The organism is Micromonospora sp. CNZ286 (assembly GCF_014207755.1).
The window spans coordinates 5,372,282-5,388,658 of sequence record NZ_JACHIZ010000001.1 but is presented as its reverse complement, the minus strand read 5'-3'; the positions used below and the strand labels follow the sequence as shown (position 1 = coordinate 5,388,658).

Genomic DNA, 16,377 nt, shown 5'->3' with positions numbered 1-16,377 from the left:
GCATGATCGCCACCGTGACCGCCTCCACCGCCACCGGCCGCGCCGCCGGTTCGCTGTTCGGCCTGGCCTACGGCGACGCCCTGGGCAAGCCGACCGAGTTCCTCACCGTCACCGAGATCGTCCGGCGCTACGGTCCGGGCGGTCCGCGCGAGCTGACCGGCGACCCGGCCCTGGTCACCGACGACACGCAGATGGCGCTGGCCGTGGCGTGGGCGCTGCACGACGCGCCCGCGTACACGGCCGAGGTGGTGGAGCCGCTGCTGCGGCAGCGCTTCGTCGACTGGTCGGTCAGCCCGGAGAACAACCGCGCCCCGGGCATGACCTGCCTGCGGGCCTGCGCCGAGCTGGCCCGGGGCACCCGCTGGCAGGAGGCCACAGTCGCCGGCTCCAAGGGCTGCGGCGCGAACATGCGCGTCACCCCGGTCGGGCTGCTCGACGTCGACCTGGACACGATGGCCGGGCTGGCCCAGCTCCAGGCCGGCCTGACCCACGGTCACCCGACCGGGCTGGCGGCGAGCGAGCTGACCGCGTACGCGGTCCGGCTGCTGCGCGACGGCGCGGCGCTGCCGGAGCTGCCCGGCCTGCTCACCGAGCGGGCCCGGGAGCAGCGCACCGTCTACCGGGAAGACTGGCTCGGTGACCTGTGGCAGCGGCCCGGCGAGAGCAGCGCGGCCGAGTTCGTCGCCCGGGGCTGGGACGACTGCCTGCGCGTGCTCGGCCGGCTGGAGGCGGCGCTGGCCCGCCCGGACGACGGCGGCGACCCGTGCCGGTTCACCGGTGAGGGGTGGATCGCCGAGGAGGCGCTGGCCACCGCGCTGCTCTGCGCGCTGCGCCACACCGACGACCCGGTCGGCGCGCTGGCCCGGGGCGCCACCACCGCCGGTGACTCGGACTCCATCGCCGCGCTGGCCGGCGCGTTCGTCGGGGCCGCGTACGGCACGGCCGCCTGGCCCGCCGGGTGGGCGGGGCGGATCGAGTACGCCGGCCAGCTCACCGCGCTCGCCGACGCGTTCGACGGGGAGGCGTCCGGCGCCGGCTCACCGCGTGACGGCCGGGGACCGGCGGCGTGACCCCGCCTTCCGGGTGAGGCCGGGGCGAGGCGGCTCGCTCAGCCGGTGAGGTGGCTCAGCCGGCGGACGCCCCGCCACAGGTCCGGGTCGCAGGTGCCGGCCCGGTCGGCGAACGCGTCCAGCGGCACCGGGATCGGCTCGCTGACGTCGAGGTAGCTGTCGTGGTCGGCGTCCGGATCCCAGTCCCGGGTCGGGATCGGCAGGTGGTCGTCCCGGTCCGACTTGTCCTGGCTGGTGATCTTCAGGACCTCGGCGTCCCGGCCGTCGACGCGCAGCACCAGACAGGGACGCACCTTCGAACCGGTCCCGTCGGCGTAGGGCACGTCGGCCCACCAGATCTCCCCGGGCCGGGGCTCGTCCCGGCTCGTCCGTCCGGCGCCCCGCGGCCTCGGCGGCGTCGCGGTGCGGCCACCCCGTGGCCCGGTGCCGGCCCGGTCACCGCGGCGTCCACCGCCGGTCCGCTCCGTGCCGCGGCGTTCGCCGTCCGGTCCGCCGGTGCGGCTGCCCCGCCCGGTGCCCGGCCGCCGTCCGTCGGCCCGGTCGCGCTTCCCGTCGGCCCGGTCGCGCGTCCCGGCGCGTTCGGCCGCCCGGCGGCGCCAGTCGTTCCACAGCCAGCCGGCTGCGACGCAGGCCGCGATCACCAGCGCCCAGATCACCCCGTCGCGCATCCGTCGTCCGCCTTCCGACCGTTGTGGCCCACTACCGCCGACCGATCGTCGCACGGCCCGGCCCCACCCGCCCGGGTGGCGCGGTAGGCGTCCGTTCGCCCTGCTCGGCGCGGGTGGCCGGACGACTGTCACAGCCGACCGCTACGGTTCTCGGGTAGCACGAACACGGGAGGTCGACAGCGGTGTCCGAAGGCGGCGGCGTGTCCGAAGAAGCGGTTCCCCCAGCGGTCGACGCGGCCCAGGACGCGGCGGCGGGTGCCGAGCCGACCCCGGCGGCCCGGGAGCGGCACGCCACGCTCAGCCAGGAGCTGACCGAGCACCAGTACCGCTACTACGTGCTCGACGCGCCGACGGTCACCGACGCGGAGTTCGACAAGCAGCTGCGGGAGCTGGAGGCGCTGGAGGCCGAATACCCGGCGTTGCGCACCCCCGACTCGCCCACCCAGCGGGTCGGCGGCACCTTCTCCACCGACTTCACGCCGGTCACGCACGCCGAGCGGATGCTCTCGCTCGACAACGCCTTCGCCGACGAGGAACTGGCCGCCTGGTCGGAGCGGGTCGAGCGCGACGCCGGCGGCCCGGTGCCCTACCTGTGCGAGCTGAAGGTCGACGGGCTCGCCATCAACCTCACCTACGAGAAGGGCCGGCTGGTGCGCGCGGCCACCCGGGGCGACGGCCGCACCGGCGAGGACGTCACCGCCAACGTGCGCAGCATCAAGGGCGTGCCGGCCCGGCTGACCCCGGCCGGCGACTTCCCCGACGTGCCCGACCTGATCGAGGTGCGCGGCGAGATCTACTTCCCGGTGGCCGCGTTCGCCGACCTGAACGCGAGCCTGGTCGAGCAGGGCAAGGCGCCGTTCGCCAACCCGCGCAACGCCGCCGCCGGCAGCCTGCGGCAGAAGGACCCCCGGGTGACCGCCTCCCGCCCGCTGCGCCTGGTGGTGCACGGCGTCGGCGCGCGCACCGGGTTCCGGCCGGCCGCGCAGTCCGAGTCGTACGCCGCACTCAAGGCGTGGGGGCTGCCCACCAGCGACCGGTGGCGGGTGGTGGACGACCTGGCCGGCGTCGCGGAATACATCGCCTACTACGGCAGGCACCGGCACGACGTCGAGCACGAGATCGACGGCGTGGTGGTCAAGGTCGACCCGGTCTCCATCCAGGGCCGCCTCGGCTCGACCAGCCGCGCGCCCCGCTGGGCGATCGCCTTCAAATACCCGCCGGAGGAGGTCAACACCAAGCTGCTCGACATCGAGGTGGAGGTCGGGCGCACCGGCCGGGTCACCCCGCGCGCCGTGCTCCAGCCGGTGCGGGTGGCCGGCTCCACCGTCGCCTACGCCACCCTGCACAACGCCCGCGAGGTCGAGCGCAAGGGTGTGCTCATCGGCGACACGGTGGTGCTGCGAAAGGCCGGCGACGTGATCCCCGAGGTGCTCGGCCCGGTGGTCGAGCTGCGCCCGGCCGACGCCCGCCCGTTCGTCATGCCTACCACCTGCCCGGCCTGCGGCACGCCGCTCGCGCCGGCCAAGGAGAGCGACGTCGACATCCGCTGCCCCAACGGGCGGGCCTGCCCCGGTCAGATTCGCGAGCGGGTCTTCTACCTGGCAAGCCGCAAGGTGCTCGACATCGAGGTGCTCGGCGAGAAGGGCGCGGCGGCGCTGCTGGACGCCCAGATCATCACCAACGAGGGCGACCTGTTCCAGCTCGACGCCGAGCAGTTGAGCCGGTCGCCGTTTTTCGTCAACAAGGACGGCAGCCTGGGCAGCAACGCCACCAAGCTGCTCGACAACCTCGCCGAGGCCAAGGAACGCGACCTGTGGCGGGTGCTGGTGGCGCTGTCCATCCGGCACGTCGGCCCGACCGCCGCCCAGGCGCTCGCCCGGCACTTCCGCTCGGTCGCCGCGATCGAAGCCGCCGGTGAGGAGGAGCTGTCCTCGGTGGACGGCGTCGGCCCGACCATCGCGGCGAGCGTGAAGGAATGGTTCGCCGTCGACTGGCACCGCGACGTGGTGCGCAAGTGGGCCGAGGCGGGCGTACGGATGGCCGAGGAGGCCGCCGACGAGGGGCCGCGACCGCTCGACGGGATCACGGTGGTGGTCACCGGCACGCTCGGCGGGTTCAGCCGCGACCAGGCGGCCGAGGCGATCCAGGTCCGGGGCGGCAAGGTGACCGGCTCGGTCTCCAAGAAGACGGGCTTCGTGGTGGTCGGCGACAATCCCGGCTCCAAGGCCGACAAGGCCGCCACCCTGAAACTGCCGATCCTCGACGAGGACGGATTCCGCGTGCTGCTGGACTCCGGCCCGGAGGCGGCCCGCGAGGTGGCCCGGGTGGAGGACTGACAGGCTGGTCACAGCGATCGTCCGGCGGATACCAAGTTAATTACGACTACGACCGATTCGTGACTGTCGTGTCGGGGAAATCGCCTCGGAGGGCGTTTCATTGGCGTACGACGCGTGACGGCGCGCGCCAGGACGTTCCCCGGGAGGTGCGATGGAGACCGGCGACCCGCGTAACTCCGTCCCGCCCGGGCGGAGCGGGCCGTTCTTCGGCTTCGTCGGCGCGATCGGCGTGGTCGCCCTGGCGGTCTCGGCCGGGCCGCTCGTCGCGCTCGCCGACAGATGGAGTGAACTGCCGGCCGCGTTCTGGACGATGGCGGCGCTCGCCGTCGCCTGCGACGCCCGCCCGTTCGTCCCGCCCGGTCGGCGGCAGACCTCGGCGGTGTTCCCGTCGACCTGCTTCACCTTCGCCATCCTGCTCGGCTGGGGCTTCGGTCCGGCCGTCGCGGTGCAGGCCGTGGCGGTCGCGGTCAGCGGCTGGCGGCTCGGGTACGCCCCCTGGCGTACCGGCTTCAACGCCGCGCAGTACGCGTGCGCGCTCGCCGCCGCGTACGCGGTCACCCGGCTGGGCCCGGGTGAGCTGTTCGACGGTGGCCGTCTGCACTGGACCGACGTGGCGGCGGTGGGCGGCGCGACGGTCGCCTGGTTCGTGGTCAACTACGGGCTGGTCAGCTCCGCGGTCCGGTTGCGCTTCGGCGACAGGTGGTGGCCGAGCGTCCGTAGCGGCCTGGCCTACGAGCTGCTCGCCACCGGTTCGCTGCTGCTGCTCGCGCCGGTGCTGGTGGCCGCCGCCCGGGCCAGCGCGGCGCTGATCCCGCTGGTGCTGGTGCCGCTGTTCGCCGTCTACCGGATGGCCCGGCTCTCCGCCGAACGGGAACAGCTCGCCGACGTGGACCCGCTCACCGGGCTGCCCAACCGCAAGGCGCTGCTCACCGAGGTGGCCGAGCAGGTGCACCTGCACGGCGACCGGGCCGCCCGGGGCGCGCCGGACGCGCACCTGGCGCTGCTGCTGCTCGACCTCGACCGGTTCAAGCACGTCAACGACGCGCTCGGGCACGCGGTAGGGGACCGCCTGCTGGTCGAGGTGAGCGCCCGGCTGACGGGCGCTGTGGGCGCCGGTGACATGGTGGCGCGGCTCGGCGGCGACGAGTTCGCCATCGTCGTACCCCGGCTCACCGACATCGACCAGGCTCGCGAGCGGGCCGCCCGGGTGGTCGCCGCGCTCGCCGAACCGGTGCCGCTGGACGGGCTGCCGCTGGACGTGGGCGGCGCCATCGGCATCGCGCTCTACCCCGACCACGGCGAGGACTTCGCCACCCTGATGCGCCACGCCGACGTGGCCATGTACGACGCGAAGCACCGCAACGACACGGTGGCGGTCTACGCGCCGGAGTCCGACCACAACTCGGCCGAGCGCCTGAGCCTGCTGGCCGACCTGCGCCGGGTGCTGGAGTCCGGCCCGTCCGCGCAGGGCGGGGAGACTGTGGGCGTACGCGGGGGTGACGGCGCCGCCCTGACCCCGGCGCTGCCGGTGCGGGCCGACCGCCCGGCCCGCAACCAGCGGCCGGCGCGCGACGGCGGCCGACGGTCCGGCGACGGGGCGAACCGCTGGCTGCGACGGCGCCGCGAGCGCGTCGAGGAGCGGCACGACGACGACCTGATCGAGCGGATCCTCACCGGCGCCGACCCGATCCGCCGCCGGGCCGCCCGGGCCGGCGCCGGACCGGTCGCGGGTCCGCTCGTGGTGGGCGACGCGGAGTTCGCGCCGGAGACGGAGACGGAGACCGCCGACGCCGACGTCACCCAGGACGCGGAGGCCGCCGTGAGCACCGGTGCGCCGGGCGTCATCGGGCCGACCGCCGACGGGAGCACGGTGGCCGGGCCGGACGAGCAGGCCGGGCACCCGGGCGAGATCACCATGTACTACCAGCCGCAGATCGCCATCGCGACAGGCGAGGTGGTGGGCGTCGAGGCGCTGCTGCGCTGGCGGCACCCGCGCCGGGGCATGGTCGACCCGGGCGAGCTGATCCAGGTCGCCGAGCAGAGCGCGGTGATGCGGCTGCTCACCCGCCGCGTGGTGGACGACGTGGTGGAGCAGCTCGCCAAGTGGTCGGCGGCCGGGCTCACGCTGCGGGCCGCGCTCAACGTCAGCGTCCGCGACCTGCACACCGGCGAGATCGCCGACCAGATCGCCGACCGGCTGACCCGGTACGGCGTGCCGCCGGAGCGCCTCCAGGTGGAGATCACCGAGGGCGCGCTGATGGCCGACCCGCGGCGGGTGCTCGCCAGCATCACCCAACTGCACCGCATCGGCGTCGGCATCGCGCTCGACGACTTCGGCACCGGTTACTCGTCGCTCCAGCACCTGCGGCGGCTCCCGCTGTCCGAGGTGAAGGTGGACCGGTCGTTCGTCCTCGGGATGGCCGAGGACCCGGACGACGCGGCGATCGTCCGCTCGATGATCGAACTGGCCGGGGCGCTCGGGCTGCGTGTGGTGGCCGAGGGCGTGGAGGACGAGCGCACCTGGCGGATGCTGCACGCCGCCGGGTGCGACGTGGCGCAGGGCTGGTTCCACGCCCGGCCGATGCCGGCCGAGGACCTGGTGGCCTGGCTGTCCCGCTACCGTCCGGTGCGCCCGGCGGAGGCGGGGAGCCGCAGCGGTCCGGCCCCGGAGGGGGAGTCGAAGGCGTCGTCGTGACGGCGGGACAATAGACTCGCTCCGGTCACCGCGCGTCATCGAGCACGCCCGTACGCGCGGCCGGCCCACCGCAGACGTCTCAGGACAGCCACGAAGGGGGCACTGATGGCCGCCATCTCCCGCGAGGAGGTCGCGCACCTCGCGCGACTGTCGCGGCTCGCCGTCACGGAGGAGGAACTGGACACCTTCGCCGGCCAGTTGGATGTGATCCTCCAGTCGGTCGCGCAGGTCGGCGAGGTCGCCGCGGCGGACATCCCGCCGACGTCCCACTCCGTGCCGCTGACGAACGTGCTCCGTGAGGACGTGGTGCGGCCGGGCCTGACCCCGCAGGAGGCGCTGTCGGGCGCCCCCGACGCCGAGGAGCAGCGGTTCCGCGTCCCGCGGATCCTGGACGAGGATGTGGCCTCATGACCGACCTGACGAAGTTGACCGCTGTCGAGATCGCCGGGCTGGTGGCGAGCGGCGAGACCTCCGCGGTCGAGGTCACCCAGGCCCACCTGGACCGGATCGGCGCCGTCGACGACCGGGTGCACGCGTTCCTGCACGTCGACACCGAGGGGGCGCTGGCGGCCGCGCGTGCCGTGGACGAGCGCCGCGCCGCCGGTGAGGAACTGGGCCCGCTCGCCGGTGTGCCGGTCGCGGTGAAGGACGTGCTCACCACCAAGGGCGTGCCGACCACGGTCGGGTCGAAGATCCTGGAGGGCTGGCGCCCGCCGTACGACTCGACGATCGTCGAGCGGCTGCGCGACGCCGGCACGGTGATGCTCGGCAAGACGAACATGGACGAGTTCGCGATGGGCTCCTCCACCGAGTACTCCGCGTACGGGCCGACCCGCAATCCGTGGGACCTGGAGCGGATCCCGGGCGGCTCCGGCGGTGGCAGCGCGGCGGCGCTGGCCGCGTACGAGGCACCGCTGTCGATCGGCTCGGACACCGGCGGCTCGATCCGCCAGCCCGGCGCGGTCACCGGCACCGTCGGCGCGAAGCCCACCTACGGCGGCACCTCCCGCTACGGCCTGGTCGCGTTCTCCTCGTCGCTGGACACGCCCGGCCCGTGCGCGCGTACCGTGCTCGACGCCGCGTTGCTGCACCAGGTGATCGGCGGTCACGACCCGCGCGACTCCACCTCGATCCCGGCCCCGGTGCCGGACGTGGTGGCCGCGGCGCGGCGTGGCGCCACCGGCGACCTGACCGGCGTGAAGCTCGGCGTGGTCACCGAGTTCACCGGTGAGGGCGCGGAGCCCGGCGTGATGGCCGCGTTTCGCGACGCCGCCGAGGCGCTGGCGAAGCTGGGCGCCGAGATCGTCGAGGTCTCGTGCCCGAACTTCAAGTACGCGCTGCCGGCGTACTACCTGATCGCGCCGAGCGAGTGCTCCTCCAACCTGGCCCGGTTCGACGGCGTCCGGTTCGGCCTGCGGGTCGGCGACGACGGCAACCGGTCGCTGGAGGAGGTCATGTCGCTGACCCGCGAGGCCGGCTTCGGCCCCGAGGTCAAGCGCCGCATCATGCTCGGCACGTACGCCCTCTCCTCGGGCTACTACGACGCCTACTACGGCCAGGCGCAGAAGGTCCGCACGCTCATCACGCGGGACTTCACCAGTGCGTTCGAGCAGGTCGACGCGCTGATCTCGCCGACCACGCCGTTCGTGGCGTTCCCGATCGGGTCGCGTACCGCCGACCCGTACCAGATGTACCTGGCCGACCTGTTCACCATCCCGACGAACCTGTACGGCGGCCCGGCCATCTCGGTGCCGTGCGGCCTGTCCGACGGGCTCCCGGTCGGCTTCCAGATCATGGCGCCGACCATGGCCGACGACCGGATGTACCGGGTCGCCGCCGCGCTGGAGAACGCCGTCGGCACGCTCACCCCGCCGGCGCTCTGAACCAAGGGGTACGGAGGCGGGCCGCCCGCCTCCGTACCGGACGACGTCCCGCGCCCGGTGCGGTCACCACGACCGCGCCGGGCGCGGCTGTCGTCGCGGCGACACGGTGATCACCGATCAGTGGATTGCCCGGGGTCACTGGCACTGGTCGAATAAACTCCGGGTCTGCTGGATCGACTGGATTGTGGCCCGCTGGCGGACGCGAGCGGTTCCGACCGAGAGCTGGATGTGCGATGGGGACACTTCGCCCGGTCATGGCCCTGACGATGGTCGCGGCGTTGCTGCTGGGCGCCGCGCAGCCCGCCACCGCGCAACCGGCCACCGCCGTCACGGAGACCGTCACCATCACCTCGGGCAAGCCCCGGCCGGTCATGGTCATCGGGCAGGTCTACGTGATCCACACCGTGGAGGCCACAGGTGGCACCGAGCCGTACCGGTTGTCGGTGACGTCGGGCGGTCTGCCGCCGGGGATGCTCGTGGTGGGGACGTCGCTCGGTGGTGCGCCGACGACGCCCGGCACGTACACGTTCACGTTGCGGATGACCGACCAGAACGATCTCTTCGACGAGCAGACGGCGACCATCGAGGTACGCGAGCCGACTGTCGTCATCACGTCCGGCACGCCGCGGTCGCCCATGTACCTCGGGCGGGTGTACGCGATCCACACCGTCGAGGCCACGGGCGGGACGGCGCCGTACCGGCTGTCGGTGACGTCGGGCGGTCTGCCGCCGGGGATGCTCGTGGTCGGGACGTCGCTCGGTGGCGCGCCGACCACCCCCGGCACGTACACGTTCACGTTGCGGATGACCGACAAGAACGACCGCTTCGACGAGCAGAAGGCCACAGTCGTCGTCGCCGAGGCGGCGACGGCGTTCACCTCCGGCGAACCGCCTGCCGCCACTGCCGGTAAGCCCTACTCGTTCCGGTTCACCGCCGACGGTGACTCGGACATCGCGTTCGCCCTGGCCGCCGGGGCACTGCCGGGCGGTCTCACCCTCGACGAGGAGGGCCGGCTCCGCGGCACCCCGGGCAGCGCCGGCACGTTCACCTTCACCGTCTCGGCGAAGGGATACAGCACCAGCGCCACGACTGAGGTGTCCCTGACCGTCGCCGCCCCGGCCCCGGCCACCCCCACGGCGACCCCGACCGGCTCGACGCCCACCCCGGCCGCCCCGACTGCGACGCCGACGCCGAGCGATCCGGCCGCCACGCCGTCGGCGAGCAGCAGCACCGTGGCGCCCCAGCCGACGCCCTCGCCGTCGAAGGTGAGTGGCGCGTGGCTGCCGATCACCGGGCCGGGTTCGCCGCTCGTACTGCTGCTGTTGAGCGTCGTGGCCTTCTCCGTCGGCGGCATCCTGCTCGTGCTGGCCTACAACCGCCGGCGGAGCTTCACCGCACCCGAGTGACGCCCGGCCCGGGCCAGGTCGTCGTGGCGGGCCGCCGTGCGGTGATCTCGAAGCCCGGCATCGGGGTGGCCGGGCCAGCCGATTAGGCTGGAACGGTTCTGTCCGGATCGCGCCTGGAGCTCAGATGACGACGACACTGCCCGCGTACGACGAGGTCGTCGCGCGCTTCGAACCGGTGATCGGCCTGGAGACCCACGTCGAGCTGGGCACGAACACCAAGATGTGGTGCGGCTGCCCGACCGACTTCGGCGGCGAGCCGAACACCCGGGTCTGCCCGGTCTGCCTCGGCCTGCCCGGCTCGCTGCCGGTGGCGAACAAGGCCGCCATCGAGGCGACCATCCGGATCGGGCTGGCGTTGAACTGCTCGATCGCCGAATGGTGCCGGTTCGCCCGGAAGAACTACTTCTACCCGGACATGCCGAAGAACTTCCAGATCAGCCAGTACGACGAGCCGCTGTGCTTCGACGGCTACCTGGACGTCGAGGTCAACGGCGAGCTGGTGCGCATCGGCATCGAGCGGGTGCACCTGGAGGAGGACACCGGCAAGACGCTGCACGTCGGCGGCGCCACCGGTCGCATCCACGGCGCCACCGAGTCGCTCGTCGACTACAACCGGGCCGGCATCCCGCTCGTCGAGATCGTCACCAAGCCCATCCCGGGCACCGGCGCGCTCGCGCCCGAGGTCGCCCGCGCGTACGTCACCGAGCTGCGTGACGTGATCCGCTCGCTCGGCGTCTCCGACGTGCGGATGGAGGAGGGCTCGCTGCGCTGCGACGTCAACACGTCGCTGAACCGGCCGGGCGAGGAGTGGGGCACCCGCACCGAGACCAAGAACGTCAACTCGCTGCGTTCGGTCGAGCGGGCGGTGCGCTCGGAGATGCTGCGCCAGGCGTCGGTGCTGGAGGCCGGCGGCCGGATCACGCAGGAGACCCGGCACTTCCACGAGGACACCGGCGACACCACGTCGGGCCGGTCCAAGGAGACCGCCACCGACTACCGGTACTTCCCGGAGCCGGACCTGGTGCCACTCGCCCCGGACACCGCGTGGGTGGCCGAGCTGAAGGCCGCCCTGCCGGAGCTGCCGCGGCTGCGCCGCAAGCGGATCCAGCAGGACTGGGGCCTGTCCGACCTCGACATGCAGTCGGTGGTCAACGCCGGCGCGGTCGAGCTGATCGAGGCGACGGTGGCCGCCGGCGCCACCCCGGCCGCCGCCCGGAAGTGGTGGCTGGGCGAGCTGTCCCGCCGCGCCAACGAGACCGGCGTGGAGCTGGCCGACGTCGGTGCCACCCCGGCCCAGGTCGCCGAGCTGCAGGGCCTCGTCGACGCCGGCAAGCTCAACGACAAGCTGGCCCGTACCGTGCTGGAGGGCGTGGTGGCCGGCGAGGGCTCGCCGACCGAGATCATGACCAACCGCAACCTGGAGGTCGTCTCGGACACCGGCGCGCTCACCGCCGCCGTTGACGAGGCGATCGCCGCCAACCCGGACGTCGCCGACAAGATCCGCAGCGGCAAGGTCGCGGCGGCCGGCGCGCTGGTCGGCGCGGTCATGAAGACCACCCGCGGCCAGGCGGACGCGAAGACCGTCCGCGAGCTGATCCTGGCGCGCCTCGGCGCCTGACGTGTTGTAAGGAAGGGCCCCTTCTTAACGCCTGGTGCATGGGAAGGGGCCCTTCCTAACGCCTCGCCACCCCTCCCCGGACAGGGCGTCAACGGCGACGCCCGGATGGAGTCACCGTGAACCAGCACGACCTCGACGTCCTCGACGAGATCCAGCGCCGGGTGCTCTGGCTCGCCACCCGCATCGTCGACGCGGCCAACCACGACCGCGACACCGGTGACGGGGTGAAGGTCGGCGGCCACCAGGCATCCAGCGCCTCCCTTGTGACCGCGATGACAGCGCTCTGGTTCCACCACCTGGACGCCGAGGACCGGGTGGCGGTGAAGCCGCACGCCTCGCCGGTGTTCCACGCGATCCAGTACCTGCTCGGCAACCTCGACAAGTCGTACCTGCCGAAGCTGCGGGCACGCGGTGGGCTCCAGTCGTACCCGTCACGCACCAAGGACCCGGACGAGGTGGACTTCTCCACCGGCTCGGTCGGCCTGGGCGCCGCCGCGCCGCTGTTCGCCGCCGTCACCCGCCGCTACGTCGACGCGCACTTCGGCGCGCGCCCGCACTCCCGGTTCGTCGCCATCATCGGTGACGCCGAGCTGGACGAGGGCAACATCTGGGAGGCCGTCGCCGACCCGGCAACCACCGGGCTCGGCAACGTGATGTGGCTCGTCGACTTCAACCGCCAGTCGCTGGACCGGGTCGTACCCGGCATCCGGATCAACCAGTGGCGCGGCCAGTTCGAGGCCGCCGGCTGGCACGTCGTGGAGGTCAAGTACGGCCGCAAGCTGGCCGAGGCGTACGCCCGGCCCGGCGGCGCGGCGCTGCGCGACTGGATCGACCGGATGCCCAACGAGCAGTACCAGTCGCTGTTCGGGCTGGCCGGGCCGGCGCTGCGCAAGCAGTTCCTGGACGGCGCGCCGGCCGAGGTGGCCGCGTTCGTCGCCGACATCGGCGACGACGAGCTGGGCCCGCTCGTCACCGACCTGGGCGGGCACGACGCGCAGGCCATGCTCGACGCCTACGCCCAGTGCGACGCCGTCACCGATCGGCCCAGCGTCGTCTTCGCGTACACGGTCAAGGGCTGGGGCCTGCCGATCGCCGGCAACCCGCGCAACCACTCGGCGCTGCTCACCACCGAGCAGGTCGACGCGCTGCGCGCCGCGCAGGGCCTGACCCCGGAGACCGAGTGGGACCGTCTCGACCCGGCGACACCGGCCGGCATCCGGGCCGGCGAGCGCCGGGAGGCGCTGTCCCGCCCGCCGCGCGAGCGCGCGCTGGGCGTCACCGTTCCGGAGACCACGAGGGTACGCGCGAACAAGCCCGTCTCCACCCAGGAGGTCTTCGGCCGGGTGCTGGTCGACCTGGCCCGTGATCCGCAGGTTGCGCCCTACCTGGTGACCACCGCGCCGGACGTGGCCACCTCGACCAACCTGGCCGGGTTCATCAACAAGACGGGCGTCTTCGCACCGACCGAGCAGCGTTCCTGGACCGAGGACCGGATGCTGCGCTGGACCGAGAGCCCCGCCGGGCAGCACATCGAGCTGGGCATCTCCGAGATGAACCTGTTCCTGCTTCTCGGCCAGCTCGGCCTGTCGTGGGACCTGTCCGGCCAGCCGCTGCTGCCGGTGGGCACCGTCTACGACCCGTTCGTGCTGCGCGGTCTGGACGCGTTCCTGTACGGCACGTACTCCGGTTCCCGGTTCGTGGTGGCAGGCACCCCGTCCGGCATCACGCTGGCCCCGGAGGGCGGCGCGCACCAGTCCACCATCACCGCATCGGTCGGCCTGGAGCTGCCCGGGGTGACGTTCCTGGAGCCCGCGTACGCCGGCAGCCTCGACTGGCTGCTCTGCGACGCGCTCGGGCAGATCGCCGGTGGCTCCGCTCCGGCCGCGACAGCCGCGCCGGCCGAGGACGGGGCCTACTACTTCCGGCTCAGCACCCGGCCGATCGACCAGGCACCGTTCGAGGCGGCCCGGGCACGGCTCGGGGACGCCGTGCTGCGGCGGCAGGTGGTGGCCGGCGCGTACCGGCTCGTCGACGCGCACCAGGCGTACCCCGATCTGGCTGACGCCCCGGTCGTGCAGCTCGCCGCCTCCGGCGCGGTTCTGCCGGAGGTGCTCGCGGCCGCCGCGGAGCTGGCGGAGGAGGGCGTGGCCGCGCACGTGGTCGACGTGACCAGCCTGGACCGGCTCTACCGCGCGTGGCAGCGGACGCTGCGCCAGGGTGTGCGGACCGCGACCGTGCCGAGCGTGCCGGGCGCGCTGCGGTCGGCGTTCGCCGACCGGGTGCCGGTGGTCACCGTGCACGACGCGGCCTCGCACGCGATGGCCTGGCTCGGCTCGGCGGTCGGCGCTCCGGCGGTGCCGCTCGGGGTGGACGAGTTCGGCCAGTCCGGCAGCGTCCGGGAGCTGTACGAGCTGCACGACCTGCTGCCCGGCAGCATCGTCAACGCCGCGCTGGCCGCGATCGCGCTGCGCTGAGGCGCGCGTCCGTTGCGCTGACCGCACGCCGCCACGGGCCGGCCGGACATCCGGGCGGCCCCGGGCCCTCGCGGTGGGGTCCGGCCTCCGGGTGGGCCTCAGCCTCTCGGCTCGCCGGTCTTCCGGCTCTCTCGGGCCGATCCCGGCCTGCCCTTGGCACTCGGCCCGGTGCACCTGCGACCGGGCTCTGCTGGCTGTCCTGGCTTTCCCGGATCGACTCCGGCACGGCGGGCCGCGTCCTGGCCGATTCGGGTGGCGCGGTGGACGGTATTCCTCACGGAAAGTGACGGCGGGAATGGCTGCGGAGAGTAACCGCCTCTGGCGATCCGGGGGATCACCTCTTGGCCCCTTTGCTCTGCAGCCATATCCGCATCACCGCCCTGAGCTGGGGCGGAGTGGAACGCCCGCCGCTCTGCACCCACCCAGACGGTGACGCTCGGTTCCTGCTGCGCCGATGGGTGCAAAGCAAAGTCGGCGGCGGGACATCCCCGGGCCGGACGGGATTCGTGACGCCGAGTGACCGGGTGTCAGTGCGGTAGGGCGCCGGGCTGACCGCGAGAAAGGCGAGAAAGCGGGGCGGTCAGCTCGTGGGGGTGGGGCTCAGCGTGGTCGTGCCCGGCGACGGCGACTCCGACGGGCCGCGGGTCGGGGTCGGGGTGACCGGCACCTGGTCGCCCTTCGCCGGGTCGCGGATGACGTGCCGCTCCAGGTTGACCTGCGACTGCCCGGTGCCGCCCACAGTGATCTCGTCGTACGCCTGGAGCAGCTTCTGCTGGTCGAAGTAGAGCACAGTCATGGTCAGCGGAGTCGGCTTCTCGCCCTCCAGGCCGCGCAGCCCGGCCCCACCGGTGGAGCCCTGCACCATCAGCGTGGTCGGCTGCTTGCCCTCCACCTGCGGCAGCTTCGACACCTGCCGGGAGTGGGTGTGCCCGGAGAGCACGAGCGGGCAGTCGCCGGAGAGCGGGCCGGCCGAGGCGGGGTCGTGGATGAGCGCGATGTCGACCTTGCGCGGCGACTTGTCGATCGTGGCGGCGAGCTGTTCGCCGGCGCCGATCACCTGGTCGGCGACGGCCGAGGTGAGGCCGCTGCCGGCCGGTGAGGTCTCCTTGTCGGGGGTGAAGCGGGGGTCGCCGATGCCCGCGATGGTCAGCCCACCCACTGTGGTGACCGAGTTGTTCAGCACGATCGCGTTCGGCTGCTGCGCCACCGCGGCGGCGGTGCGCGGCGAGTCGTGGTTGCCGCGGATGAACACGTACGGCTTCTTGAGCAGGCCGATCGACCCGACGAACGACGCCTCCGGCTCGCTGCCCCAGTCGGTCATGTCGCCGGTGTCGACCACCACGTCGATGCCGAACTGCTCGACCACGGTACGGATCAGCTGCCAGCCGGTCGGGTTGAGGTGGATGTCCGACACGTGCAGCACCCGTGTGGTGCCGGGCGACGGCTGCACCACGGGCAGGGCGGAGACCGTGGTGTAGAGCTTGCTGACGTTGCCGACCAGCCGTTGGAGCTGCTCGGCGTACTTGGTGTAGTCGTTCGCGATCCGCCGCGCGTCACCGACGATCGCCGGCGCGTTGACCAGCAGGCCCTCGTACCGCGGCTCCTCGATCGCCTGCGGGCGCAGCGTGCTCGCGGCCACCCCGAGGCTGCCGGCGGTCACGACCAGCGCCAGACCGCCGGCCCAGGCGGTACGCCGGACGTCCCGGAAGACGAGCGCGGCCAGCAGCAGCGTTGCGAGCACGACCGAGGCGAGCGTACGCAGCCCGAGCCGCATCACGCCGTCGCGGACGTCCTGGACGGCGGACTGGCTGGCCCGGCTGATGCTGGCCGGGTCGTCGATGAGCGCCTCGGTGCGCCCCTGATCCAGCGAGCCCACCTCGACTGTGAGGTACGCCGGGCCGTCGTGGCTGTCCAGCAGCAGCGCGCCCAGCGGCGGGATGTCGACGGTGGTGCCGCCGGACAGCGACGGGCTGAGCTTCAGTTCGGCCCGGAACGGGCCGATGTCGGTGCCGACGTGGCCGCCCGCGTACGTGCCGATCACGATGCCGCCGAGCGTGACCGCGAGCAGAGCCAGCACGACACCCAGCCGGCGCAGCCGGTGACCGGGCCGCCACGCCGTCAGGCGGCGGGCGCGCCCGCGCTCCGGAGACGTCTCGTCCCCGGTGCGGTGCTGTTCGTTCTCGTGGCCGTCCATGCTGAGATTCTGACCTGCCCCTTGCGCGATCTT

The 16,377-nt window shown here is 73.3% G+C and carries 10 protein-coding genes; 8 read left to right on the top strand and 2 right to left on the bottom strand.

Translation table 11 applies throughout. The annotated features are described in order from the left end of the window. Nucleotides 1–2: 2 nt before the first annotated feature. Nucleotides 3–1,070 (top strand): ADP-ribosylglycohydrolase family protein, encoded by a 1,068-nt coding sequence (locus tag FHX31_RS23730; RefSeq protein WP_184977206.1) that lies wholly within the window; start codon nt 3–5, stop codon nt 1,068–1,070. A gap of 38 nt (nt 1,071–1,108) precedes the next feature. Here FHX31_RS23730 and FHX31_RS23725 read toward each other — a convergent pair whose 3' ends face one another. Then, on the bottom strand, nt 1,109–1,738 hold the full coding sequence (locus FHX31_RS23725; RefSeq protein WP_013474299.1) for a type II toxin-antitoxin system PemK/MazF family toxin: 630 nt from the start codon (nt 1,736–1,738) through the stop codon (nt 1,109–1,111). Nucleotides 1,739–1,920: 182 nt separating this feature from the next. Between FHX31_RS23725 and ligA the strand changes: the two genes are divergently transcribed. The 7 genes from ligA to FHX31_RS23690 all read left to right on the top strand — a co-directional run bounded on the left by ligA (nt 1,921) and on the right by FHX31_RS23690 (nt 14,150). Then, nucleotides 1,921–4,074 carry an NAD-dependent DNA ligase LigA gene (gene ligA / locus FHX31_RS23720; protein ID WP_013474300.1) on the top strand — a complete coding sequence of 718 codons (2,154 nt, stop codon included), beginning with the start codon at nt 1,921–1,923 and terminating at the stop codon, nt 4,072–4,074. Between the two features lie 151 nt (nt 4,075–4,225). Then, nucleotides 4,226–6,769: a putative bifunctional diguanylate cyclase/phosphodiesterase gene (locus FHX31_RS23715; protein WP_184977205.1), complete on the top strand. Its 2,544-nt coding sequence runs from the start codon at nt 4,226–4,228 to the stop codon at nt 6,767–6,769. 105 nt (nt 6,770–6,874) lie between these two features. Next, complete coding sequence (gene gatC, locus FHX31_RS23710; protein ID WP_013284468.1) at nt 6,875–7,180, top strand: Asp-tRNA(Asn)/Glu-tRNA(Gln) amidotransferase subunit GatC; 306 nt, start codon at nt 6,875–6,877, stop codon at nt 7,178–7,180. Then, nucleotides 7,177–8,652, top strand: coding sequence for an Asp-tRNA(Asn)/Glu-tRNA(Gln) amidotransferase subunit GatA (gatA, locus tag FHX31_RS23705; RefSeq protein ID WP_030270135.1), 1,476 nt, complete (start codon nt 7,177–7,179; stop codon nt 8,650–8,652). The genes gatC and gatA overlap by 4 nt, the downstream gene beginning before the upstream one ends. 254 nt (nt 8,653–8,906) lie before the next feature. After that, entirely contained in the window at nt 8,907–10,058 is a 1,152-nt protein-coding gene (locus tag FHX31_RS23700; protein WP_356954537.1) for a putative Ig domain-containing protein, read from the top strand. 124 nt (nt 10,059–10,182) lie between these two features. Then, complete coding sequence (gatB, locus tag FHX31_RS23695; protein ID WP_091329759.1) at nt 10,183–11,676, top strand: Asp-tRNA(Asn)/Glu-tRNA(Gln) amidotransferase subunit GatB; 1,494 nt, start codon at nt 10,183–10,185, stop codon at nt 11,674–11,676. Between the two features lie 116 nt (nt 11,677–11,792). Beyond that, on the top strand, nt 11,793–14,150 hold the full coding sequence (locus FHX31_RS23690; protein ID WP_184977203.1) for a transketolase-like TK C-terminal-containing protein: 2,358 nt from the start codon (nt 11,793–11,795) through the stop codon (nt 14,148–14,150). A 580-nt stretch (nt 14,151–14,730) separates the two neighbouring features. Here the strand turns inward: FHX31_RS23690 and FHX31_RS23685 are convergent. Continuing rightward, on the bottom strand, nt 14,731–16,344 hold the full coding sequence (locus FHX31_RS23685; RefSeq protein WP_184977202.1) for a metallophosphoesterase family protein: 1,614 nt from the start codon (nt 16,342–16,344) through the stop codon (nt 14,731–14,733). Between the last annotated feature and the right edge of the window lie 33 nt (nt 16,345–16,377).

Coding starts and splice junctions, on each gene's coding strand:
- FHX31_RS23730 (WP_184977206.1), top strand. CDS start 3: ATGATCGCCACCGTGACCGCCTCCACCGCCACCGGCCGCGCCGCCGGT.
- FHX31_RS23725 (WP_013474299.1), bottom strand. CDS start 1,738: ATGCGCGACGGGGTGATCTGGGCGCTGGTGATCGCGGCCTGCGTCGCA.
- FHX31_RS23715 (WP_184977205.1), top strand. CDS start 4,226: ATGGAGACCGGCGACCCGCGTAACTCCGTCCCGCCCGGGCGGAGCGGG.
- gatC (WP_013284468.1), top strand. CDS start 6,875: ATGGCCGCCATCTCCCGCGAGGAGGTCGCGCACCTCGCGCGACTGTCG.
- gatA (WP_030270135.1), top strand. CDS start 7,177: ATGACCGACCTGACGAAGTTGACCGCTGTCGAGATCGCCGGGCTGGTG.
- FHX31_RS23700 (WP_356954537.1), top strand. CDS start 8,907: ATGGCCCTGACGATGGTCGCGGCGTTGCTGCTGGGCGCCGCGCAGCCC.
- gatB (WP_091329759.1), top strand. CDS start 10,183: ATGACGACGACACTGCCCGCGTACGACGAGGTCGTCGCGCGCTTCGAA.
- FHX31_RS23685 (WP_184977202.1), bottom strand. CDS start 16,344: ATGGACGGCCACGAGAACGAACAGCACCGCACCGGGGACGAGACGTCT.